The sequence below is a fragment of the Sphingomicrobium aquimarinum genome (assembly GCF_039655735.1).
Classification (GTDB): domain Bacteria; phylum Pseudomonadota; class Alphaproteobacteria; order Sphingomonadales; family Sphingomonadaceae; genus Sphingomicrobium; species Sphingomicrobium aquimarinum.
The window spans coordinates 196661-218882 of the sequence record NZ_JBBYXH010000002.1 but is presented as its reverse complement, the minus strand read 5'-3'; the positions used below and the strand labels follow the sequence as shown (position 1 = coordinate 218882).

Here is a 22222-nt window from a genome sequence, read left to right as displayed (position 1 = left end):
GCTATTCCCCCAGTTTCTCGGCGACGATATAGAGCGGGCGCTGTTTGGTTTCGGTGAGGATTCGCCCGACATATTCGCCGAGCACGCCCAGCGAGATGAGCTGGATCGACCCGAGGAACAGGACCGCGACCATGATGCTCGCATAACCCGGCACGTCGACCCCGGTGATGAGCGTTTCGGCAACGATGAAGGCCGCAAAGACCAGCGTGCCGAGCGCGACCAAAGCGCCGATATAGGACCAGACCCGCAAGGGCACGGTCGAGGCCGAGGTGATGCCGTCCAAGGCGAGCGTCCAAAGCTTCCAGAACCCGAATTTGGTGGTGCCGTGCGCGCGCTCCTCGCGTCGATAGCTGACGGTCGCCTGGTTGAAGCCCGCCCAGCCGAACAGGCCCTTCATGAAGCGGTTGCGCTCGGGCATCGCGCGCAGCACGTCGACAACCTTGCGATCGAGCAGGCGAAAATCGCCCGCATGTTCGGGGATCTTGTCCTTCGAGAGCGCATTGTGGGTGCGGTAGTAGGCACCGGCGGTGGCGCGCTTGAGAAAGCCGTCACTGGCGCGATTTTCGCGCACGCCGACGACCACGTCATGGCCTTCGCGCCACTTGGCGATCATCTTGGGGATGGCCGAAGGCGGGTCCTGCATGTCCACGTCGTAGGGAATGACAGCCTCGCCCGAGGCATGGTCGATGCCCGCCGAGAGTGCGGCTTCCTTTCCGAAATTGCGGCTGAAGGAGATGGCGCGGATGCGCGGGTCGGCGGCGTGCGCGGCGCGGATGATGGCCATGGTCGCATCGCTCGACCCATCGTCGACGAACAGGATCTCGAAGCTCCTCGCCACCGGGTCGTCCATCGCTTCCAGCAGCGGAACGATGGTCTGGAGGAAGGCCGGAATGGCGTCCTCCTCGTTCATCACGGGGAGCAGCAGCGTCAGCTGGGGGCGCTCGATCATGGTCATGTCGTTCATGCATACACCCATTTGCGGTGGAGGGCGAAGGTCAGCCACGGGGTGACGAAGAGGAAGGGCAGCGTCGGCCACCAGGTGGGGCCGCCGAGCTCCTTGACGAGCAGCCAGACCCAGAACTGGTTGAGGGCGAAGCCGAGGATGTTGACGGTGAAGAAGCGCGCGTTGCGCACGCCCGGCCGGTCGCGTTCACCGTGACCCTTGAAGCTGAAGCGTCCATGGACGGCATAGGAGAGGAAATTGAAGACGACGAACACGACGCCAAGCGCCAGGTTGGGGTCCATCCAATGCGCGAGGATCCAGTAGGCGAGGCTGAAGAGAGCGGTAATCCCGAAACCGGCCACGGCATAGCGCAGGATCTGCGTCAGCACGTTGCGGCGGTCGGGGCTCAGCGCCTCCCATCGCTCGATCATCGCTGCCCCCATCGCTGTTCCCACCCTTCGATTGCCCTTACGCCATCGCTTGTGCTTCGAACATGGTAAACAGTGCGTAAAGAGAAGGGCGCCGGCGCGCATGATACGCCGACGCCCCCGATCTTCGCTCTATTCGGCTGCTCAGCTCGTGCCGAGCTCGCGTGTCAGGCGCGGGGCGGGGTAGATGACTTCGAGCGCTTCCTGGATGGCAGCGGCCGAGACGGTGATCATGCGGTTGTTCTCCGCATCGAACCCGAAACTGCCCGCCGTGGTATGGATGTTGCCGTCGAACGCCGCGCCGATGACGGTGCCCGCGCGATCGAGCACGGGCGAACCCGAGTTGCCTCCGATGATGTCGTTGTTGGACACGAAATTATAGATCTTGCCCATGTCGATCTTGTCGCGCTTGGCGATGAACTGGCTGGGAAGATCGTAGGGCTCGGCACCGGTGGCGCGATCGAAGGTGCCGCCGAAGACGGTCCGGGTCGGCTGCTTGACGCCGCGTTCGGTCCAACTCTGGACCGAGCCGTAATTGATCCGCAGCGTGAAGGTGGCGTCGGGATAGAGGCTGTCGCCGAACGCAGCGAAGCGCGCATCGGCAAGCCGCGACGCGGGGTCGGCGAGGCGGCCCGCATATTCGGCCGCGCGTTCGGCGTTGATTTCCTGTGCGCGGTCGTAAAGCCGCAGCGCATATTGGATCATCGGATCGTCCGAAGCCTCGACGGCCTCGAGACCGCCTTCGTAAAGCGCGAGGCGCACGGCGGGATCGGTCAGCGACGTGCCGCGCACGGTCCGCTCGGCGAGCCCTTCGGGGCTTTCGTTGCCGAGCAGCAGCTTGGTGTGCGGATCGTCGGTGCCGAGATATTCGCGCGCCTTGGACAGCGACCATTCCATCAGCAGTTCGTCGAGCCACAGGTGGACGTTGAGCGGTGCCTGCGCGCCGGCGCGGCCCTGATCGGTCGGCGCGACGCCCGACTTTGCGGAGGCGACAATCGCGGTGGCGATGCCCATCAGCGTACCCGAGGGCGTGTCGTAGGCATAGCGAAGACCGTTGGCGCGGTCCCACTCCAGTGCGGTTTCGATCTCGCTCCACGGATCGCCGATCGCGTCGTTATCGGCGACGCCCTGGCGAAGGGCATTCTCCTGGTCGACGAGAGTCTGGAAGAAGGGCCGGTTGTTGAGCGCGCGCTGGCGACCGAACTGCACCTTGAGGCTGTTCTCGATGCCGCTCAGCGTGTCTGCGCCTTCACGCGCACGCTCCTCGTCCTCGTCCATCGCGGCGATCAGGCGGCCGCGCAGTTCCGACAGGGTCGCGATCTGCCGGGGAAGCTGGAAGTCGCGGATATGCTCCAGCTGGGAAACCGTCAGGAGGCGCTGGGTCGAGCCGGGATTGCCGACGACCATCGTGATCTCGCCATCGGCGATATCGGTGCGCGGGTTGAAGGTCAGATGATCGGGCGTGCTCGCGGGCTTGCCGTTATCGTAAGCGCGCAGGAAGGCGCCATCGAGCGAATAGCGCGGGAAATTGAAATTGTCGGGATCGCCGCCGAACTGCGCGGCCTGCGCTTCGGGCGCCCAGGCGATGCGCACGTCGTCGTAGCGGCGATAGGTGTAGAGGCTGTAGCGACCGCCGTTGTAGAGGCTGACGACCTGGCAGCTCATGCCCTCGCCGGTGCAGCCCTCGCCCGACTGCAGCGCATCGACGATTTCGCGGCGTGCGGTGATGGCCTCGGCACCGTCGAGACCGTCGACCGCGCCGCGCACCTCGTCGGTGACGTCGCGGATGGCGGTGACGACGTCGGCGCGCTGGCCCTCGCACTTCAACTCCTCTTCCATCGTCGCGACGTTGAAGCCGTCGGCAAGGAAGTCCTTCTCGTCCGAGGAAAGCGCGGCGAGGCACGAGGCCACGCAGTGGTGGTTGGTGAGGATGAGGCCCGCGTCCGAGACGAAGCTGGCCGAGCATCCGTTGAGACGCACCGCACCCGCACGCACGTCATCGAGCCATGCCTGGTCGGGCGCCCAACCGTAGATGGCGCGCATCGCGGCCGCGGGGAAGGCGTCGAAAGTCCACATCCCTTCCTCGACCGCATTGACGCTCGAGGGCAGGGTGACCGCGCCGGCGATCAGGAGGGCTTTGAGGGTTCGCATACTAGTCTCCGAAGGTAGGAACGAGGTTCGATGCGGGTTTTGAACCTCCAGTGCCGTCTGCACAAGGGGGAGGACTTGCGCCGCGAGGACCAAGTGCGCATGAGAACGGCGACACGGGGCGGGGACGCGGAGACGATGGTCGAACGGTTGAATGCGATGCTCGAGCGACGCTGGATCGCGGTCCTGTTCTTCGTGTGGCTCCTGTTCGCCAATATCGCGATCTTCAGCGGAATGCAGGGGATCGTCGAATTCCAGCTGCGTGACACCGACGACAATCTGCGTATGGCGCAGGTGCGCGACTGGCTCGGCGGACAGGGCTGGTTCGACCTCAGGCAATACCGGATGCTCAGCCCCGAGGGCGCGGATATCCACTGGTCGCGGATCGTCGACTTGCCCATCGCTGGCCTCATCCTGCTGTTCGAACCCTTCGTCGGGATGGCGACGGCGGAGCGGTTCGCCGGGGTGATCGCCCCGCTGCTCGCCATGTTCGTGGCGCTCATCGGTATGGGGCTCGTCGTCCGGCGCGTGGTGGGGCCGAAGATGGCGCCGCTTATGGCCATCGCCTTCATCTTCTCCGCGAGCCTCGCCTTCAATTTCTGGCCCCTGCGGCTCGACCATCACAATTGGCAGCTGGCGGCGCTCTCGTTCGTGCTGGCGGGGGCGGTCGACCCCGAGCGGCGCCGGGGCGGGCTGGTGACGGGGTTCGCCAGCGCGACGAGCCTCGCCATCGGGCTCGAAATGCTCATCCCATTGGCGCTGGTGGGCGCGGGACTGGTGCTCGGCTGGGTGTGGCGCGCCGAGGAAGCGCGGCGCCTGGGTGCCTATGGCGCCAGTCTCGCGCTGGGGTGCGGGGTGGGCTTCCTCCTGTTCGCGTCCGAGGCGAACCGCGCGATGCTGTGCGACGCGCTGACTCCGGTCTGGACGGTCGACATGCTGCTGGCGGGTGCGCTTGCGGTGCTACTGGCGTGGCGCACCCCGCAAGGCGCCGCCGCGCGGTTCGCGTGGGCGGCGGGTGCCGGCATCCTTTTGGCGGCGGTGCACGCGTTGGCGTTTCCGCAATGCCTGTCCCGGCTCGAGGGCGTCGATCCGCGGGTTGCCGAAATGTGGCTGTCGCGCGTGACCGAAGCGCAGGGCCTGATGGAGCATGGCCCGGGGTTCCGGGTAAAGTCGTTGGGGCCGGTGCTGACGGGCCTCGTCGGCTATGTCCTCTGGTGGCGCGCCAACGGCGCCGAGGGCGAGACGCGCCGACAGGTCCTGTTGCTGGGGATCCCCGCACTGGTGATGGGCGCGCTTCTCTTCTGGCAGGTCCGGGCGGGCGCGGCGGCGCAACTGCTGGCACTGCCGGGATCGATGATGCTGCTCGCGCTGCTCTTTCCCAAGGCGCGGGCGTCGGGTTCGCTGCTGGTGCGCGTGCTGGGCGCAGTCGGGGTCGCACTGGTCGCGCTCAACGTCCTGTGGCTCCCATTGGCGACCAAGATGCCCAAGAATGCGACCGAACGTGCCAAGGCCGAATTGCGCGCCGAATTGGGTAACGAGCCGCGCCTCGAATGCCGCGACGACTATGTCCTCTCGCAGCTCGATGCGCTGCCGGCGACGACGATTTTCTCGCACATCGACCTCGCCCCGCGGCTGCTGGTGACGACGCATCACCGCACGATCGTGGGCCCCTATCACCGTAACGACGCCGCCATCGGCTATGTGCTTTCGGTGCTTCAGGCGCCGCCACAGGAGGATGCGGCGGCGGCGCGCACCGTGCGCGCGCTGGGCGCGACCAAGGTCATGATCTGTGCCGAACCGCGGCCCGAGGGACAGGCCGAGGGCGACGATCTGGAAGCGCGGCTTTATCGCGGCGAGGTGCCGGACTGGCTGGAACGCGACGATGCCCCGTGGCTGAAGGGTCTGCCTATCCGCTTATATTCAGTTCGCTGATGAGACTTTGCGTGATGCCGTCGATGACGAACTGGGCGGCGAGTGCGGCGAGGATGACGCCCAAGAGCCGCGTGATCATCGCTTCGACCTTGGCGCCCATGAGGTTCATCAGCGGCCCGGCGGTCAACAGCGCGACGAGCGTGATGAGGATGACGAGCGTCATCGCGGCAAGCACGACGACCACGTCCTGAACCCCGGTGGCATTGGCCATGAAGAGCAGCATGGCGGCGATGGTGCCGGGACCGGCGATCATCGGGATCGCCATGGGGAAGATCGACACGTCTTCGGCCTCGGGCGTGCCTTCGATCTCGTCGGCGCGCTTCTCGCGGCGCTCGGTGCGCTTTTCGAACACCATGTCGAGAGCGATGATGAACAGCATGATCCCGCCCGCGATGCGGAAGGCGGCGAGGCTGATTCCGAGCGCGGACAGCAAGGCTTCGCCAAGGAAGGCGAAGAAGATGAGGATGCACCAGGCGACGATGACGGCGCGAAAGGCCATCCGGCGGCGCTGCGCTGCGGTGGCGTCGCGGGTCAGGCCGGCGAAGATCGGCGCGTTGCCCGGCGGATCGATGATCACGAAGAGCGTCACGAAGGCCGAGCCGAAGAGCGCGAAGAGTTCGTTCATAGCTGCGGCGGCTCCAGTCCTTCGCGCGCGTGCGCGGCGCGCAGCGTATTGGCGAGCAGCATGGCGATGGTCATGGGGCCGACGCCGCCCGGCACGGGGGTGATGGCGGCAGCGTTCTCGGCAGCCTCCTCGGTCGCGACGTCGCCGACGAGACGGGATTTTCCGCCCGGCTCCGTCGGGTCGAGGCGATTGATGCCGACGTCGATGACGGTCGCGCCGGGTTTGATCCAGTCGCCCTTCACCATCTCCGCGCGACCGACCGCGGCGATGAGGATGTCGGCGGTGCGGGCCAGCGCAGGCAGATCCTTCGTGCGGCTGTGCGCGATGGTGACGGTCGCGTTTTCGCCGAGCAGTAACTGCGCCATCGGCTTGCCGACGATGTTGGAGCGGCCGATGACGACGGCGTGCAGGCCGGACAGGTCGCCGTGGCGTTCCTTGAGAAGGTGGAGGCAGCCGTAGGGCGTGCAGGGCACGAGCGCGTCCTTGCCGACCGCAAGGCGCCCTGCGTTGACGACATGAAAGCCGTCGACGTCCTTGGCGGGGTCGATCGTGTCGAGCACTTCGGCTTCGTCGAGGCCGTCGGGCAGCGGAAGCTGGACGAGGATGCCGTCGACGGCATCGTCGGCATTCAGATGGTCGACGAGGGCGATGAGGTCGGCCTGGCGCGTGTCCGCAGGGAGACGATGGAGTTCGCCTTCCATCCCCGCCTCGCGCGTCGCCTTCTCCTTCGAGCGGACGTAGACCTGGCTGGCGGGATCCTCGCCGACGAGGACGACATGAAGGCCGGGCGCGCGGCCGGCTTTCGCACGGAAGGCGGCGACGGCTTCACCAACGCGCGCGCGAACCTTGGCGGCTTCGGCCTTGCCGTCGATCAGGGCCGCGCTCATCGGGTGATCGTCGGGCCGATTTCGAGCAGGATCCCCGGCAGGACCATGTCGCGCAAGACGATGATGCCGAAGATGACCACCATCGGCGACAGGTCAATGCCACCGAAGTCGGGCAGCAGCTTGCGGATTGGCCGATAGATGGGGTGCGTGACGCGCTCGAGGAATTCGACGATGCTGGCGACCGTGCGGTTGTACGGGTCGAGCACCCGGAAGACGAACAGCCACGAAATGACGACCTGCGCGATGATGATCCAGAAAAGGATCGTAAGCGCGTAGGAGATGATGTTGAGAAGAGCGGCGATCATGGGGCCGATGTAGCGACGGCGTCCGAACCCCGCAACACAGCGTTTAAGGCGCGAAGCGCGGGGGCTGGGCCTGGGCGAGGATGAACGCGAAGTCGTCGTCGGCATCGGTCCATTCGGCGACCGGCGTCCAACCGCCCGCGAGCAACAGCGTGCGTGCGCCCCGGGGGCCGTATTTATGGCTGTTTTCGGTGTGGATCGTGTCGCCCGCGTCGAAGTGGAACGTCTCGCCCGCAATGCTGAAGTCGACCGCCTCGCCGGCGACGAGGTGCATTTCGATGCGGCCGAGCATCTCGTTCCAGCGCGCTTCATGATGGAAGGCATCTTCCGGGATGGTGCCGTCCAGTTCGCGATTGATGCGCGTGATCAGGTTCATGTCGAAGGCGGCCGTGACCCCCTCGCGGTCGTCATAGGCTGCTTTCAGGCGATCGAGGTCCTTGATCCGGTCCATTCCGATGAGGAGCTGGCTGTCGGCGTGCAGGATGTCGCGGAACGTGCGCAGGAGATCTGCGGCGCTGCGGGGCACGAAATTGCCGATCGTCGAGCCGGGGAAGAAGCCGACGCGGTGCAAGCCGTCGATGGCGCTTGGAAGGTCGAAGGGCTTGGTGAAATCGGCCTCGACGGGATCGACGGCAAGACCGGGATAATCGGTTTCGAGCTTCTTCGCGCTGTCACGCAGATAATCGCCCGAAATGTCGATGGGGACGTAATGGTCGGGCTGGAGCGCCTCGATCATCAGCGGGGTCTTGGTGACGCTACCCGCGCCGAATTCGATCAGCGCGCCGCCGGTGCCGACCTTGGCCGCGATGTCGGCGGCATTGTCGCGCATGATCTGCGTCTCGCGCTGGGTCGGGTAATATTCGTCGAGCCGCGTGATATCGTCGAACAGTTCCGACCCGCGCCGGTCGTAAAGCCAGCGGGCGGGAATGGCGGGCTGCGGTTCGCGCAGACCGCGGAGCACGTCTTCGCGGAAGGCGGGATCGACGGTACGCACCGCCTCAGTCGTTTCGGGCAAGACGCACTCCGGTAAATTGCCAGCGTTGGGCCGGGTAGAAAAAATTGCGATAGGTGGCACGGCTGTGACCGCGCGGGGTGGCGCAGGACGCACCCTTCAGGACGAACTGCCCGCACATGAACTTGCCGTTATATTCGCCGACCGTGCCGGGCTCGGGCTCGAAACCCGGGTAGGAGAGATAGGCGGACTGGGTCCATTGCCAGCAGTCGCCGAAGGGCTCGTGCCCGCCCGCAGGCATCACCGCCTTGGCGATGTCGAGCTGGTTGCCGCGGGTGGGGTCGGCGTCGGCATAGGCATGTTCCCATTCGGCCTCGGTCGGCAGGCGATGGCCGGCCCAGCGGGCATAGGCGTCGGCCTCGAAATAATTGACATGGGTCACGGGCCGCGAGGGCTCGATCGGGCGGCGTCCGGCAAGGGTGAACCGCGACCATTGGTTGTCGAGCAGCCGCCAGTAGAGCGGGCTTTCGACCTTGTTCTCGCACACCCAAGCCCAGCCGTCGGCAAGCCAGAGCGAAGGCGTGGAATAGCCGCCGTCCTGCATGAACGCAGCCCATTCGCCCTGCGTCACCAGCCGGTCGGCGATGGCGTAGGTATTGAGCAGCACGTCGTGCCGCGGACGCTCGCAGTCGAAGCTGAAGCCCGAGCCGTCGGCGCCGATCGCGACGCGGCCGCCCGCATGCGACGTCCACGTCAGCTCCGGCGTGGACGCCGAGGCGACAGGGCCGCCGCGCATGTAAGCGGGATCGAGCGGATTGGCTTCGAGGGTGGCGAGGATGTCGGTGAGGAACAGCTCCTGATGTTGCTGCTCGTGCTGGATGCCAAGCTCGATGAACGCCTTGACCTCGGGGGCGAGGTCGGGGAGCGCGTCGAGCAGCGCGGCGTCGACATGCTTGCGATAGTTCCGGATCTCGTCGAGCGAGGGGCGCGAGACCATGCCGCGTCGGGCGCGGTCATGGCGTTCGCCCTCGCCCTCGTAATAGCTGTTGAAGAGGAACGGCCATTTGGCGTCGTAAAGGTCGTAACCCTTGACGTGGTCGCGAAGGATGAAGGTTTCGAAAAACCAGCTGGTGTGCGCGAGATGCCATTTTGACGGGCTGGCATCCTCGTGCGGCTGGAGCGTCGCGTCGGCGTCGGACAACGGCGATGCAAGGTCGAGCGTCAGGCTGCGGGTTGCCGCATAGCGTTTGCCGAGATCCGGCCTGGGGTGCTCGTCCGATCGGGCCACGTTCATCACCTTAACATCATTTGTGGCGGCGATGCTATGCGGGCGTCACCAATCTGGATTAGCGGGTGGCGCCGGGCTGCCACTTGATCTCGCCCGACCCCTTCACCGCACACCAACGCGCGGCGACGAAAAGATGGTCCGACAGGCGGTTGAGATAGGCGAGCGCATCGGCATTGATTCGCTCTTCGCTCGCGAGCGCGGCAGCGTGGCGCTCGGCGCGGCGCACGACGGCGCGGGCGAGGTAGAGCTGGGCGGTCGCAGCATCGCCGCCGGGGAGGACGAAGCTGTCGAGCGCGGGGAGGTCGGTGTTGTAGCGGTCGATCTCCTGCTCGAGCCGCTCGACCTGTTCGGGCTGGATACGCAGCGCGCCGTCGATGCCCTCGGGGGTGGCGAGGTCGGCGCCGAGGTCGAACAGTTCGTTCTGGATACGGCGGAGTGCATCGAACAGGTCGCCGTCGTCGAGCACGGCGATGGCGACGCCGATCGCGCTGTTGGCTTCGTCGACATCGCCGATGGCGGTCATGCGAGGACCATGTTTGGGCACGCGGCTGCCATCGACGAGGCCGGACGTGCCATCATCGCCGGTGCGGGTGTAGATCTTGTTGAGTTTGACCATGTGGCCGGTTGTGAACGCGTGCCTAGCGGGTCGCAAGCAGGATGAGCATGATCACCATGATCGCGGCGCCCTGATAGAGCACGCGCTTGCGCATGTAATCCTGCTGCTTGGCGCCCGTCATGTCCTTGCCCGAGGCCATGGCGATGACACCGCGCACCAACACATAGGCGGTGGCGGCCATGAGCGCGACGAGCGCGAGGATGAGGAGCGTGGTCATGAGATGGATGTAGGATCGGCGAGGGCAAAACCCAAGGGCAGTCTTTGGGCCATGAGGTCGGCGAAGAGCGCAGGGCCGTCGACACCCTCTTCGCGCATGGCGGCGAGCGTGGGGGCGAGGTCCCGCTTGGCGAGGCGTTTGCCGGTTTCGTCGACGACGATCGGGTGGTGCAGATAGGCGGGTTCGGGCAGGCCGAGCAGCAGTTGCAGCACGCGCTGGATCGGCGTCGATTGGGCGAGGTCCGCCGAGCGGGTTACGAGCGTTACGCCCTGCGCGGCATCGTCGAGGACGCAGGCGAGATGGTAGGCGGCGGGCGCATCCTTTCGGGCCAGCACCGCATCGCCGATGGCGTCATAGTCGGCGAACTGGATGCCAGTCGCGATATCATCCCAGGCGGGGAGCGTTCCGATACGCTCCAATGCCTTTTCCGCATCGAGACGCCAGCTGTGCGGCTCGGCCTCGCGGCGTGCAGGCTCGTCGGGCAGGTCGCGGCAGGTGCCGGGATAATGCGCGCCGGGGTCGCCGTGCGGCGCGGCCTGTGCCGCCTCGATATCCTTGCGGGTGCAGAAGCAGGGATAGAGCAGGCCGCGACGTTTCAGTTTCTCCAGCGCGGCGAGATGGGCGTCGGTGCGCATCGATGCCGTCATGACGTCACCATCGAACGTCACGCCCAGCCATGCCATATCCTCGTGGATCGCTTCGACATATTCGGGGCGGCAGCGGCCGGGATCGAGATCGTCGATGCGCAGGCGGATTTCGCCTTCCACGGCGCGTGCGGCGGCGACCCCGCGGGCGAGGCTGTAAGCATGGCCGAGATGCAATAGCCCCGTCGGCGAGGGGGCGAAGCGCGTGACGATCAAGGCGCGCACCTGTTGCAAAAGTGACTCTTGTCAGATTCTGAAGATTCTGGTGTCATCATCCTGACTCGTGCGGTTGGCATCGGACGGGGGACAGACGGAAAGACGGGCTGCGGCTGCCGGTCTCCCGCAAGGTGAGTGCGATGCGCCAGGGAGGCGGCGGCGGACCCGTTGGGGACCGAGCCGAGGAGATCCTTGTCGTGGTTGAAGTGCATCCGGAAGTTTCGCGCCATCCTGATCATTGTCCGGCGCTGGTGCTGAACGCCGACTATACGCCCTTGTCATATTATCCCTTAAGCCTGTGGCCGTGGCAGACTGCCGTCAAGGCGATGTTTCTCGAACGCGTCGATGTGGTCGATCACTACGACAGGACGGTGCACAGCCCGAGCTGCGACATCAAGTTGCCGAGCGTCATCGCGCTGAGGCAATATGTGCGGCCCAACGAATATCCGGCCTTCACCCGGTTCAACCTGTTCCTGCGCGACCGCTTCTCCTGCGTCTATTGCGGGACGCACAAGGAACTGACCTTCGACCATGTCATTCCGCGCCGCTTGGGGGGCGTCACCAGCTGGGAGAATGTCGCGACGGCCTGCGCGCCGTGCAATCTCAAGAAGGGCGGGCGCACGCCCAAGCAGGCGAGCATGCCGCTTCACGGGGGCGACCCCATCCGCCCGACGAGCTGGCAATTGCAGGAATATGGCCGCGCTTTCCCGCCCAACTATCTGCACGAAAGCTGGCGCGATTATCTGTACTGGGATGTCGAGCTGGAGGCTTGATGGGCCGCCCGATATTTACGTTCAGCGGCATGATCGCTGGATCGGGTCTCGCGATTGGTCGCATGAAAGACTTATGACGTTGGCTTGTCTCGATTTTCGGCCTTTTCGGTTATTACGGCCATCAACCACAATTCCATCGTGAAAAACATAGCGATGAAGAAACTGGCTGTATCGCGTAAGTAGGCGTCGAAGAGCAAGACCGACACCATATTGAGAAATAAGAAAACGATACCTACCGGAATCCCAACCCTCTTTTTGTCCCGATGATAAGAGGCCATGATAAAGCAAACGGGAGAGAAAACGGCACAAAAGACGAAGAAAGCCATATTGAAGTCATAGAAGAAGAATAGAAAGATAGCCGGAACAAAGGCTGTCACTGTAGCAAGCAATATCGAAATATTATCATTTCGATCCATTTCTTCATCTGATTTCATCATTGTCCCGTGCGTGTGCTCTCATAGCTTGTGGAAACTAAACCGTTGGCGATCATCGAGCGGGTGGCGAGGAGCAGTGGACGATCGTCAGAACACGTCAAAGCATTAGGAATGGTCGAGCCATTCCTTTAGCACCGGCGCGACGTCCGCATCGGCCATGCCGAGCGCGAGGTTGGCGAGGACGAAGCCTTCCTTGTTGCCGCAATCGTGGCGGACGGCGTCGACGGCGAGGGCGTGGAAAGGTTGTTCGTCGATGAGCTTGGCCATCGCGTCGGTGAGCTGAATCTCGCCGCCCGCGCCTTTCTCGTGCGCGCCCAATTTGTCCATCACTTCGGGCTGGAGGATGTAGCGGCCGACGATGCCGAGCGTCGAGGGCGCGTCGGCGGGGGCGGGCTTTTCGACCATGCCCTTCACCTGCGTCGCCTTGCCGCGCGTCTCGCCGGGATCGACGATGCCGTAGCTCGACGTCCGCTCGCGCGGGACGTCCTGCGCGCAGACGATGTTGCCGCCATATTGGTCGTAGGCATCGACCATCTGCTTGAGCGCGCCCGGCTGACCGACCATGAGGTCGTCGGGGAGGAGTACGGCGAAGGGCTCGTCCTTCACGATGTGACGCGCGCACCAGATGGCGTGGCCGAGGCCCAGCGGTTCCTGCTGGCGGACGGTCACCAGTTCGCCGAACCCCGCGCGGCTGGTGCCGAGGACGGCCTTGTCCTTGCCCTTGTCGTCGAGCGTGCGCTCCAGTTCGTAGGCCATGTCGAAATAGTCGACGAGGCTCGACTTGCCGCGTCCGGTGACGAAAACGAGCCGGTCGATTCCCGCCTCGCGCGCCTCGTCCACGGCATATTGGATGAGCGGGCGATCCACGATCGTCAGCATTTCCTTGGGCATCGTCTTGGTCGCGGGCAGCAGGCGCGTGCCGAGGCCGGCGACGGGGAAGATGGCGGTGCGGACGGGCTTCATGGGGGTCATTCTCCGTCGTCGTCGAGTTCGACATCGGGTCCGGGGATGTCGGATACGTCGACGTCCTCGCTTTCGACATCGGTGGGATCGGGTTGCGGTGCCGCCCCGCCCTCGGGCGGAGGCAGGTCGAACGGGTCGGGCTGCCGCGGGGTCGAACGCGTGACGATCTCGTCGATCCGCTCGGGCCGCGCGGCGGGAGGCGGGATCAACAGGTCGTCGGCGTCGGGCGTGGTGCGCGCAAGCACGGGGCGCGGCGGCAGGTCGGCACCGGTCGCGGGCTTCAGCGGCCCCGCATCGCCGCAGGCGGCAAGCGCGAACAGGGGAAGAGCGAGGAGCCAGCGTGTCATGCAAGACCGAATGCCGCATTGCAGGCGCGATGCCAACCGCTTAACCCCCTGATCCATGATACGCACCTTGACGATCGCCTGCGCCGCCCTGTTCCTCGCCGCGTGCGGCAACGAGGCATCCGCGCCCGTCACCGACGAACCGGTCGTCGCCGAAGCGGGCGGCCTCGACCGCAGTCATGCCGGTGCGATGATGCCCGACATCGAGATGACGTCGGGCGAGGGCGAAGTCGTCCGGCTGGCGGACTATGCCGACGGCCAGCCGCTGCTCGTCAATCTCTGGGCGAGCTGGTGCGCGCCCTGCGTCGAGGAACTGCCGACGCTGGTCGAACTCTCGACCTTGGAATCGGCGGGTATCCCCAATGTGCTCACGCTGAGCCAGGACATGGCGCCGGCCGCCTCGGTGCGCGCCTTCCTCGAAGAGCAGGGGCTCGGCGACGTCGAGCCGTGGCAGGACGCGAAGATGGCCTTTTCCGACGCGCTGCCGGTCAATGTGATGCCGACGACGATCCTCTACGATGCCGAGGGCCGCGAAGTGTGGCGCTATCTCGGCGACCGCGATTGGTCCGACGCCGAGGCGATCGCGCTGGTCGGCGAGGCGTTCTGAGCCTTAGTCCCGCAATAATTCGTTGATGCTCGTCTTCGAGCGCGTGCGCTCGTCGACCGTCTTGACGATCACCGCGCAGGCGAGGCCCGGCTGGCCGTCGCGGCCGGGCATGGTGCCGGGGACGACGACCGAATAGGCAGGCACGCGGCCGTAGTGGACGGCGCCCGTATGGCGGTCGACGATCTTGGTCGAGGCGGACAGGAACACGCCCATCGAGAGCACCGCGCCCTTCTCGACGATGACGCCCTCGGCGACTTCGGAGCGCGCGCCGATGAAGCAATCGTCCTCGATGATGGTCGGTTCGGCCTGCAGCGGCTCGAGCACGCCGCCGATGCCCGCACCGCCCGACAAATGGACGTTCTTTCCGATCTGCGCGCAGGAGCCCACCGTCGCCCAGGTGTCGATCATCGCGCCTTCGCCGACATAGGCGCCGATATTGACGAAGCTCGGCATCAGCACCGCGCCCTTGGCGACATGCGCGCCGCGACGGACGATGGCGCCGGGAACGGAACGGAAGCCCGCGCTCTTGTACTGCTCCTCGCCCCAACCGAGGAACTTGCTCTCGACCTTGTCCCACCAGGGTGCGCCGCCGGGACCGCCCTCGATCGTGGTCATGGGGTTGAGGCGGAAGGACAGCAGCACCGCTTTCTTGAGCCACTGGTTGACCTGCCAGCCATCGCCCGTGGGTTCGGCAACGCGTTCTTCGCCGCTGTCGAGCTTGAGGATGGCTTCGCGAACGGCTTCGGCGAGATCGGTATCGCTCGCCGAGACGCTGTCGCGGCGGTCCCAGCCGGCTTCGATGGTGGATTGCAGCTTGCTCATGTCTCGTCCTCGAACAAAGTTTCCAGCCAGTCGCCCACATCGGTGATGCGAAGATCGACATGCGCGGTGTCGGGTGCCTCTACCGCCTGTTCGGAGCCGTTGTCGACCCAGACGGTCGCGAAGCCCAGTTCCTTGGCGGGTTTCAGATTCTTCGCCATGTCCTCGACCATCAGCGCGCGGGCGGGATCGATATCGAACTGATCGATCAGGCAATCATAGCCGTAGCGTTCGGGCTTGGGGCGATAGGCGCAGGCGTGGATGTCATGGACGTGGACGAAGTGACTTCCGAGCCCGATTCGTTCGAGCACCCGCCGGGCGTAGGGCGCGTCGCCGTTGGTATAGACGAAGGCACGGCCCGGGAGCCGCGCAATGCCTTCGGCAATCCGTGGGTCGGGGGTCAGCGCCTCCATCGGAATGTCGTGGACGTCTTCAAGGAAGTGATGCGGATCGACGTCGTGATGCTCGATCAGGCCCGCGAGCGTGGTGCCATGGCGATGGAAATAGTCTTTCTGCACCTGGCGCGCCTGCGCCGAATCGACGCCGAGCAGCCGGGCGATATAGGCGGTCATCCGCTCGTCGACATGGGCGAACAGCCCGCTCGAGGCGGGGTAGAGCGTATTGTCGAGATCGAAGATCCAGTCGCGGATGGGGGAGACGTCGAGCGGGGTCACGCTCAGAGAGGTAGCGCTCGCGGGGCCCTTCAGCAACGAGCAAGCTAGACCTGCTTATAAAAGTCCCACGTTATCAGTGCGTTGATGTGGGGATGCTATGCAAAAGGCCAAGGCGGGACGGGGTGCGATGGTGAGTATTGGCGCATTGGCGCTGATGCTCGGGGCGTGCGGTGGCGGGGGGAGCACTGCCACGCGTCCCGCGCCGACCCCGCCGCCACCGACGGGCACCAATCCGACGCCGACACCCACCCCGACGCCTACACCCACCCCTACCCCGACGCCGACCAGCGCTCGGGTGAATTACGACACCGGCGAGTATCGCAATTCGGCAGGCGCCGTTTCGGCGCAGGCGGTTTCTGCCTATGATACGGAAGCGAGCGGGCAGGGCATCGGGATCGCGATCGTCGATACCGGAATCAATCCCGACCTTCCCGATTTCGCGGGCCGTGTATCGAGTGCGAGTGCCGACACGGCGGGCGTGCGGGGGATCCGCGACGAAGACGGGCACGGCACCGCGGTCGCCGCCGTCGCGGCCGCTGCGCGTGACGGACGCGAGACCATGGGCGTGGCCTATGCGGCGACCGTGATCGCCTATCGCGCCGACGATCCCGGCAGCTGCGCGAGCGAGGATGGTTGCTCCTTCTACGACGATGCGATCGCGCGCGGGATCGATGGCGCGGTGCAGGCCGGAGCACGGGTCATCAACCTGTCGCTCGGCGGCGAGGGCGCCGGCCGGCGAGTGACCGAAGCGGTACGCCGTGCTTCGGCTGCGGGTGTGGTGACGATCGTGTCGGCGGGCAACGACGGGGTCGACATTCCCGACGGTTTTGCGCGCGATATCCTGACGAGTGCGCCCGGCATGGTCATCATCGCGGGCGCGCTCGGCGGAAGCACGGGGAGCGACAGCGTGCTCGCCAGCTTCTCCAATCGCGCGGGCGGGGGAATGGCCGACCATTATCTGGCGGCATATGGCCGACGGATGGCCGCTCCCGATCATACCGGGCAGCGCTATCTCTGGTCGGGAACGAGTTTTTCCGCGCCGGTGATCGCCGGCGCGGCAGCCTTGCTCGCCGATGCCTTTCCGAACCTGACGGGCAACGAAATCGTCGAACTGCTACTGACCACCGGCGACGATCTGGGGGCGGCGGGGGTCGACGCGCAGTTCGGGCGTGGGCGGCTCAACCTCGCGCGCGCCTTCGCGCCGCGCGGCACGACCTCGCTCGCGGGCACCGAGATCGCGATCTCGACGCTCTCGAACGGCACGCTTCCCGCCGCCGCGGGTGACGCGGGCGCTGGCGCGGGGCAGACCGCTCTGTTCACCGACAGCTATGATCGCGCTTATCAGCTCGATGTATCGAAGACCCTTGGCGCAGCACAGGGCGACCGTCCGATGCAGCGCGCTTTTGCGGGGAACGTCCAACGCCACGCCGTCGATGCAGGCCCGGTTGCGGTCGCGATGACGGTTGCGGCCGATGCGCCGCAGTCGTTGCGCCTGAGCGAGGAAGCGCTGCCCCAGGCCCGCATCATGGCCAGCCGCATCGTCGCGCAGATCGGCGATAGTACCGCGGTCGCACTGGGGTTTTCCGAAGGCGCCGAAGCGATGCGCGCGCAGCTGGCGGCGCATGATGATGGCGGGTTTCTCGCCGCGCGCGGCCGCGACCTCGGTTTCGCCGCCAATGTCGGGACCAGCGCCGCAGTGCGCCGCGACTTGGGAGCGGTCGGGCTGACCCTGTCGGCGGAGACCGGATCGGTGTTCGAGCCCATGGTCCTGTCTCCCTTCGAAGATGCGCCCGACGGCTCCTACCGCGCGCTTGCGGCGGGCATCGACGGTTCGCTCGGCAAGGCGGGCGAGGCGCAGTTCACCCTGACGCAGCTCGACGAGCGGGAAACCTTGTTGGGTGGCAGGCTCGCGCCGGCGCTGGGCGGCGGCTCGGGAGCGACCACGCGTTTCCTCGATTTACGTTGGCAGAAGGATCTCGGCGCGGGTTGGTCATTGGGACTCGATGCGCGGCGCGGATGGACCGATTTTTCGGGCGGTGCCTTCACCAGCAGTGCCTATGCGGTCGATGTCGCGACGCGTTCGCTGTTTTCCGTGGGAGACCGGATGGCGCTGCGGTTCTCGCAGCCGCTGCGCATCGAGAGCGGCGGGCTCGCGCTCGATCTCGCCACGGGCTGGGACCCGGCGACCGAGACGGCCACGTTCGGGCGCCAGCATTTCGCGCTCGCGCCGTCAGGGCGGGAGCGGGTGGCGGAGCTGGCCTATTGGACGCGGCTCGGCGCAGGCAATGTCGGCGCCAACCTTTACCGTCGTATCGATCCCGGGCACGTAGCCTCCGCGCCGGCCGATACGGGCGTGCGGGTCAGCTACGGACTGAAATTCTAGGACGAGGGACGCGTGCCGGTCAGACGGTGAAACTCTCGCCGCAGCCGCAGGCGCCCTTGGAATTGGGATTGTCGAAGACGAAGCCCGCAGCGAAATCGTCTTCCTTCCAGTCCATGATGCTGCCGACGAGATAGAGCACGCTCGCGCCATCGACGTAGAAGATGCCGCCGGGGGTCTCGATCTTTTCGTCGAAGGCCGATTCTTCCGCGACATAGTCGACCGAATAGGCGAGGCCCGAGCAGCCGCGACGCGGGGTCGAGAGCTTGACACCGATGGCGTCGTCGGGGGCCTTGCCCATCAGATCGGCGATGCGCTGCTCGGCAGCGGGCGTCAGCGTGATGGCGGCGGGGCGGGTCTTTACGTCGGTCATAATTTCTTCTGCCAGAATAATGCCCGGCCCATTGCAGGGTCGAGCTCATAATCTCCATAGCCTTGCGCGGCGTAGAGGCCCTTCGCGCTCTCGTTGCCGTTGAGCACCTCGAGCGTGACCTTGCAGGCATTGCGGCGGCGCGCTTCGGCATGGATCGCGTCGAACAACGCCTTGCCCACGCCCTCGCCTCGCCTGTCTTCGCGCACGACCATGTCGTGAATGTTGACGAGGGGCCGGGCGGCGAACGTCGAAAAGGTGGTGAAGCAGTTTGCGAGGCCGATCGCCTCCTCACCCTCGAACGCGAGAACCGAAAAAGCGCCCTCGGTGGCGCGAAGCCCATCGATGAGGTTCGCACGGGCGTGATCGGACAGGGGTTCGCCCCCGCCCATCGGGTCGCGCGCATAATGGTCGAGCAGGGAGACGAGCGTGTCGGCATCGCCCGCATCGGCATAATCGGCGAGACGCGTGGTGACGGCCATCACAGCATCCCCAATTCAAGACGCGCTTCGTCGCTCATTTTGCTGGGGTCCCAGGGCGGGTCCCAGACGAGCTTCACTTCGGCGTCACGCACGCCGGGGACCGAGAGGGTGCGGACCTCGACTTCGCCCGGCATCGATTCGGCGACGGGGCAATTGGGCGTGGTCAGCGTCATGGTGACGGTCGCATCGCCCTCGTCGGTGACCTCGACGTCATAGATGAGCCCGAGGTTGTAGATGTCGACGGGGATCTCGGGATCGTAGATCGACTGAAGCATCTCGACGATCGCGCCCTTCACGTCTTCCGACGGTTCCTCCGCAGGCTTGTCGCCTCCCGCCAGAAAACCTTCGAGATAGTCGCGCTTGCGTTCGAGCTTCGCCGCGGCGGTCTCCTCGTCGAGCACCTCTCCTACGCGGGCGCGCGGCGGCATGTCGACGGCGTCGACTTCCTCGATCTCGATCTTGCGTTCGTCGGTCATCCGAAAATCCGTTTTACCTTGTTCAATCCTTCGAGCAGCGCCGCGACGTCGCTCATGTCATTATGCGCTGCGAAGCTGGCCCGCACCGTTGCGGGCACGTCCCACCAGTCCATCAGCGGCTGGCAGCAATGGTGGCCTGCGCGGACCGCGACGCCCGCATCGTCCAATATGGTAGCGACGTCGTGCGGATGCACCCCCTCGACGTTGAAGCTCACGATGCCGGCGCCGTCGGTCGGCCCGTAGAGATGCACGTCGTTCATCGCGCCCAGTTCCTCGCGCGCGAAGGCGACGAGGCCGGCCTCGTGCGCGTGGATGGCGTCGAGACCGGTGTCGGTCACCCAGTCGCACGCGGCGTGGAGGCCGACCGCGCCGACGATATGCGGCGTCCCCGCTTCGAACCGCGTGGGCGCGGGGGCGTAGGTCGTACCGTCCTCGAAGGACACGCGGTCGATCATCGAGCCGCCACCCTGATAGGGGGGCATGGCATCGAGAATGTCCCCGCGCGTCCACAGCGCGCCGATGCCGGTGGGTCCGTAGAGCTTGTGGCCGGAGAAAGCGTAGAAGTCGCAGTTCAGCGCAGCCACGTCGATCGTGAGGCGCGGGGCTGCCTGGCATCCGTCAAGCAACAGCTTGGCGCCGACATCGTGCGCCATGGAGGCGACGGCGTGCGCATCGAGGATCGCGCCGGAGACATTCGAGAGGTGCGACAAGGCGACCAGCTTCACGCGTCCGTCGAGCTTGGCGCGCAGGTCGTCAATGTCGATGCGGCCATCGTCGGTGAGGCTTGCGACGCGGATGTCAGCGCCGAAGTGTTCGGCGAGCATCTGCCAGGGGACGATGTTGCTATGGTGCTCCAACCGCGAAAGGAGAATAACGTCGCCCTCGCCGATATTCTTCTCCCCCCAGGTGGCGGCGACGAGGTTGATCGCCTCGGTCGCGCCGCGGGTGAAGACGAGTTCGTCCGGCTTGCCGCCGATATATTTTGATACCGCCTCGCGCGCCGCCTCGTAGGCACGGGTCATGTTGGCGCTGCGATCGTAGACCCCGCGATGCACGGTGGCATAATCGGCGCCATAGGCGTTGGCGATAGCATCGATAACCGCCTGCGGCTTCTGCGCGGTCGCGGCGCTGTCGAGATAGTGCCAGTCGCCGACACCGGGAAATTGGCTCCGCACGTCGAGCGCGTTCAGGGCGGTGGGGGCGTTCACAGCGTCAGGGCGCGCAGTTTCTCGCGCGCCACTCCGGCGATTTCGCTGTCGGGCCCAAGGTCGTCCCACAGACTGCCGACGAACCCTTCCAGCAACAAGGCCTTGGCCTCCTTGGGGGGAAGACCGCGCGCGGCGGCATAGTAGAGCTGTTGCTGGTCGAGTTCACCGACCGTCGCACCATGTTCGCACTCGACATCGTCGGCGTAGATTTCAAGCTCGGGCTTGGCATTGGCGGTGGCAGTACGCGAAAGCAGCATGGCCTTGATGTCCTGCTCGCTCTTCGTACGCTGGCCCTCTCGCGCCACGGCGACCTGGCCGAGATAGGATGCGGTAGCCGTGTCGCCGAGGACGCTGCGGACGGTCTGCGACGAGGTGGCTTCGGGTTCGATATGGCGCACGGTCGTGACGACTTCGAGCGTTGCCTCGCCCGCGCCCAGACTGGCGATGTCGCAGCCGAAATGCGCGCCTTCGTGGAGCGTGACATCAAGTTCAACACGTCCGTAGCGATCCGCAGCATTGAGCGCGAACAGGCGCATTTCGGCTCCCGCCTCGAGCACGATGCGCGCACGCTTCACGTCGATCGCTTCGCCCGACGGCATCCAGATTTGCTGCACCTTTTGCTGCGCAGCAATTTCGATGCTTTCGGGCGCGGCGAGGTCTTGCCAGACTTCGCCCAGCGCAGCGATATCGGCGTAGCGATAGGCCTCGTCGGCGCGGGAGGGGAGCCGTGCCGTCATCTAGGCGAGCACCTCGGCATAACCTTCGGCTTCGAGCTCTTGCGCGAGTTCGGGGCCGCCCGTCTTGACGATCTTACCCGCCGACAGGATGTGGACCTTGTCGGGTTTCACATAGTCGAGCAGGCGCTGGTAATGGGTGATGAGCAGCACGCCCTTGTCGGGCGCGCGCATGATGCGATTGATGCCTTCGCCGACGGCTTTCAATGCATCGATGTCGAGCCCGCTGTCGGTCTCGTCGAGCACGGCGAAACGGGGCTGCATGATCCCCATCTGGACCATCTCGGCGCGCTTCTTCTCGCCACCCGAAAAGCCGACGTTGACGGGGCGCTTGAGCATCTCGGCGTCGAGGCCGAGCGCCTCGGCCTGCGCTTTCGCGCGCTTGATGAAGTCGGCGCCCGACAACTCGGACTCGCCGCGAGTGCGGCGCTGGGCGTTCAGACTCTCGCGCAGGAACTGGAGCATCGATACGCCGGGAATCTCGACCGGATACTGGAAGCCGAGGAACAGCCCGTGCGCGGCGCGCTCGTGCGGATCCATGTCGAGCAAATCCTCGCCGTCGAGGCTCGCGGTGCCGCCGGTCACGTCGTAATTAGGGCGACCGCCCAACGCGTAGGCGAGCGTCGACTTGCCCGCGCCGTTGGGGCCCATGATGGCGTGCACCTCGCCCGCCGGAACGGTGAGGTCGAGGCCGCGCACGATCGGCTTGTCGGCGACGGAAACTTGGAGATTTGAAATCTGGAGCATGGAGTCTTTCGCG

General features: G+C 65.7%; 26 protein-coding genes. 4 read left to right on the top strand and 22 right to left on the bottom strand.

The features are described from left to right. Window position 1: 1 nt before the first annotated feature. The 3 genes from WJS89_RS07190 to WJS89_RS07180 form a co-directional block, all read right to left on the bottom strand. Window positions 2-964: a glycosyltransferase family 2 protein gene (locus tag WJS89_RS07190; RefSeq protein WP_346340265.1), complete on the bottom strand. Its 963-nt coding sequence runs from the start codon at window positions 962-964 to the stop codon at window positions 2-4. Next, on the bottom strand, window positions 961-1386 hold the full coding sequence (locus tag WJS89_RS07185; protein ID WP_346340264.1) for a GtrA family protein: 426 nt from the start codon (window positions 1384-1386) through the stop codon (window positions 961-963). Before WJS89_RS07185 ends, WJS89_RS07190 begins: the two co-directional genes overlap by 4 nt. Window positions 1387-1515: 129 nt before the next feature. Continuing rightward, window positions 1516-3522: a S46 family peptidase gene (locus WJS89_RS07180; RefSeq protein ID WP_346340263.1), complete on the bottom strand. Its 2007-nt coding sequence runs from the start codon at window positions 3520-3522 to the stop codon at window positions 1516-1518. A gap of 99 nt (window positions 3523-3621) precedes the next feature. On the opposite strand from WJS89_RS07180, the gene WJS89_RS07175 reads away from it, so the two are divergent. Then, on the top strand, window positions 3622-5451 hold the full coding sequence (locus WJS89_RS07175; protein ID WP_346340262.1) for an AcrB/AcrD/AcrF family protein: 1830 nt from the start codon (window positions 3622-3624) through the stop codon (window positions 5449-5451). On the opposite strand, the gene WJS89_RS07170 is transcribed toward WJS89_RS07175, so the two are convergent. From WJS89_RS07170 to gluQRS, 8 genes are read right to left on the bottom strand one after another with little or no spacing between them, the layout of a single operon-like run. Continuing rightward, a complete protein-coding gene (locus WJS89_RS07170; protein WP_346340261.1) occupies window positions 5426-6076 on the bottom strand; it encodes a MarC family protein in 651 nt (216 codons plus the stop codon). The genes WJS89_RS07175 and WJS89_RS07170 overlap by 26 nt on opposite strands. Next, the gene (folD, locus tag WJS89_RS07165) at window positions 6073-6963 is read right to left on the bottom strand and encodes a bifunctional methylenetetrahydrofolate dehydrogenase/methenyltetrahydrofolate cyclohydrolase FolD (protein WP_346340260.1); all 891 of its coding nucleotides are present in this window, start codon (window positions 6961-6963) and stop codon (window positions 6073-6075) included. The genes WJS89_RS07170 and folD overlap by 4 nt, the downstream gene beginning before the upstream one ends. Beyond that, window positions 6960-7268, bottom strand: a complete 309-nt coding sequence (locus WJS89_RS07160; protein WP_346340259.1) for a YggT family protein — start codon at window positions 7266-7268, stop codon at window positions 6960-6962. Before WJS89_RS07160 ends, folD begins: the two co-directional genes overlap by 4 nt. Window positions 7269-7311: 43 nt before the next feature. Continuing rightward, on the bottom strand, window positions 7312-8280 hold the full coding sequence (egtD, locus tag WJS89_RS07155; RefSeq protein ID WP_346340258.1) for an L-histidine N(alpha)-methyltransferase: 969 nt from the start codon (window positions 8278-8280) through the stop codon (window positions 7312-7314). Continuing rightward, a complete protein-coding gene (gene egtB, locus WJS89_RS07150) occupies window positions 8264-9511 on the bottom strand; it encodes an ergothioneine biosynthesis protein EgtB (RefSeq protein WP_431993848.1) in 1248 nt (415 codons plus the stop codon). Before egtB ends, egtD begins: the two co-directional genes overlap by 17 nt. Before the next feature lie 52 nt (window positions 9512-9563). Then, window positions 9564-10121 (bottom strand): cob(I)yrinic acid a,c-diamide adenosyltransferase, encoded by a 558-nt coding sequence (locus tag WJS89_RS07145; protein WP_346340256.1) that lies wholly within the window; start codon window positions 10119-10121, stop codon window positions 9564-9566. A gap of 22 nt (window positions 10122-10143) precedes the next feature. After that, window positions 10144-10338 carry an HIG1 domain-containing protein gene (locus WJS89_RS07140; protein ID WP_346340255.1) on the bottom strand — a complete coding sequence of 65 codons (195 nt, stop codon included), beginning with the start codon at window positions 10336-10338 and terminating at the stop codon, window positions 10144-10146. Beyond that, entirely contained in the window at window positions 10335-11207 is an 873-nt protein-coding gene (gene gluQRS, locus WJS89_RS07135) for a tRNA glutamyl-Q(34) synthetase GluQRS (protein ID WP_346340254.1), read from the bottom strand. The genes WJS89_RS07140 and gluQRS overlap by 4 nt, the downstream gene beginning before the upstream one ends. A 131-nt stretch (window positions 11208-11338) precedes the next feature. On the opposite strand from gluQRS, the gene WJS89_RS07130 reads away from it, so the two are divergent. Further along, window positions 11339-11971 carry an HNH endonuclease gene (locus WJS89_RS07130; protein ID WP_346340253.1) on the top strand — a complete coding sequence of 211 codons (633 nt, stop codon included), beginning with the start codon at window positions 11339-11341 and terminating at the stop codon, window positions 11969-11971. Window positions 11972-12042: 71 nt separating this feature from the next. On the opposite strand, the gene WJS89_RS07125 is transcribed toward WJS89_RS07130, so the two are convergent. The 3 genes from WJS89_RS07125 to WJS89_RS07115 form a co-directional block, all read right to left on the bottom strand. Beyond that, entirely contained in the window at window positions 12043-12408 is a 366-nt protein-coding gene (locus WJS89_RS07125) for a hypothetical protein (RefSeq protein ID WP_346340252.1), read from the bottom strand. Between the two features lie 102 nt (window positions 12409-12510). Beyond that, window positions 12511-13368, bottom strand: coding sequence for a UTP--glucose-1-phosphate uridylyltransferase (locus WJS89_RS07120; protein WP_346341183.1), 858 nt, complete (start codon window positions 13366-13368; stop codon window positions 12511-12513). A gap of 5 nt (window positions 13369-13373) precedes the next feature. Continuing rightward, window positions 13374-13715 carry a hypothetical protein gene (locus tag WJS89_RS07115; RefSeq protein WP_346340251.1) on the bottom strand — a complete coding sequence of 114 codons (342 nt, stop codon included), beginning with the start codon at window positions 13713-13715 and terminating at the stop codon, window positions 13374-13376. Between the two features lie 55 nt (window positions 13716-13770). On the opposite strand from WJS89_RS07115, the gene WJS89_RS07110 reads away from it, so the two are divergent. Then, complete coding sequence (locus WJS89_RS07110) at window positions 13771-14319, top strand: TlpA family protein disulfide reductase (protein WP_346340250.1); 549 nt, start codon at window positions 13771-13773, stop codon at window positions 14317-14319. 3 nt (window positions 14320-14322) lie between these two features. Here WJS89_RS07110 and dapD read toward each other — a convergent pair whose 3' ends face one another. Next, complete coding sequence (gene dapD / locus WJS89_RS07105) at window positions 14323-15141, bottom strand: 2,3,4,5-tetrahydropyridine-2,6-dicarboxylate N-succinyltransferase (RefSeq protein ID WP_346340249.1); 819 nt, start codon at window positions 15139-15141, stop codon at window positions 14323-14325. Next, entirely contained in the window at window positions 15138-15812 is a 675-nt protein-coding gene (locus WJS89_RS07100) for a pyrimidine 5'-nucleotidase (protein WP_346340248.1), read from the bottom strand. Before WJS89_RS07100 ends, dapD begins: the two co-directional genes overlap by 4 nt. Before the next feature lie 127 nt (window positions 15813-15939). On the opposite strand from WJS89_RS07100, the gene WJS89_RS07095 reads away from it, so the two are divergent. Further along, window positions 15940-18195 (top strand): S8 family serine peptidase, encoded by a 2256-nt coding sequence (locus WJS89_RS07095; RefSeq protein ID WP_346340247.1) that lies wholly within the window; start codon window positions 15940-15942, stop codon window positions 18193-18195. Window positions 18196-18214: 19 nt separating this feature from the next. Here WJS89_RS07095 and WJS89_RS07090 read toward each other — a convergent pair whose 3' ends face one another. Genes WJS89_RS07090 through sufC form a run of 6 tightly spaced genes read right to left on the bottom strand, consistent with a single transcriptional unit; the run spans window position 18215 to window position 22209 of the window. Beyond that, a complete protein-coding gene (locus WJS89_RS07090) occupies window positions 18215-18565 on the bottom strand; it encodes a HesB/IscA family protein (RefSeq protein WP_346340246.1) in 351 nt (116 codons plus the stop codon). Continuing rightward, complete coding sequence (locus WJS89_RS07085) at window positions 18562-19044, bottom strand: GNAT family N-acetyltransferase (RefSeq protein WP_346340245.1); 483 nt, start codon at window positions 19042-19044, stop codon at window positions 18562-18564. Before WJS89_RS07085 ends, WJS89_RS07090 begins: the two co-directional genes overlap by 4 nt. Next, window positions 19044-19520, bottom strand: a complete 477-nt coding sequence (locus WJS89_RS07080) for an SUF system Fe-S cluster assembly protein (RefSeq protein WP_346340244.1) — start codon at window positions 19518-19520, stop codon at window positions 19044-19046. The genes WJS89_RS07085 and WJS89_RS07080 overlap by 1 nt, the downstream gene beginning before the upstream one ends. Further along, the gene (locus WJS89_RS07075; RefSeq protein WP_346340243.1) at window positions 19517-20728 is read right to left on the bottom strand and encodes a SufS family cysteine desulfurase; all 1212 of its coding nucleotides are present in this window, start codon (window positions 20726-20728) and stop codon (window positions 19517-19519) included. Before WJS89_RS07075 ends, WJS89_RS07080 begins: the two co-directional genes overlap by 4 nt. Continuing rightward, complete coding sequence (locus tag WJS89_RS07070) at window positions 20725-21465, bottom strand: SufB/SufD family protein (RefSeq protein ID WP_346340242.1); 741 nt, start codon at window positions 21463-21465, stop codon at window positions 20725-20727. Before WJS89_RS07070 ends, WJS89_RS07075 begins: the two co-directional genes overlap by 4 nt. Then, on the bottom strand, window positions 21466-22209 hold the full coding sequence (sufC, locus tag WJS89_RS07065; RefSeq protein ID WP_346341182.1) for a Fe-S cluster assembly ATPase SufC: 744 nt from the start codon (window positions 22207-22209) through the stop codon (window positions 21466-21468). Window positions 22210-22222: the final 13 nt, after the last annotated feature.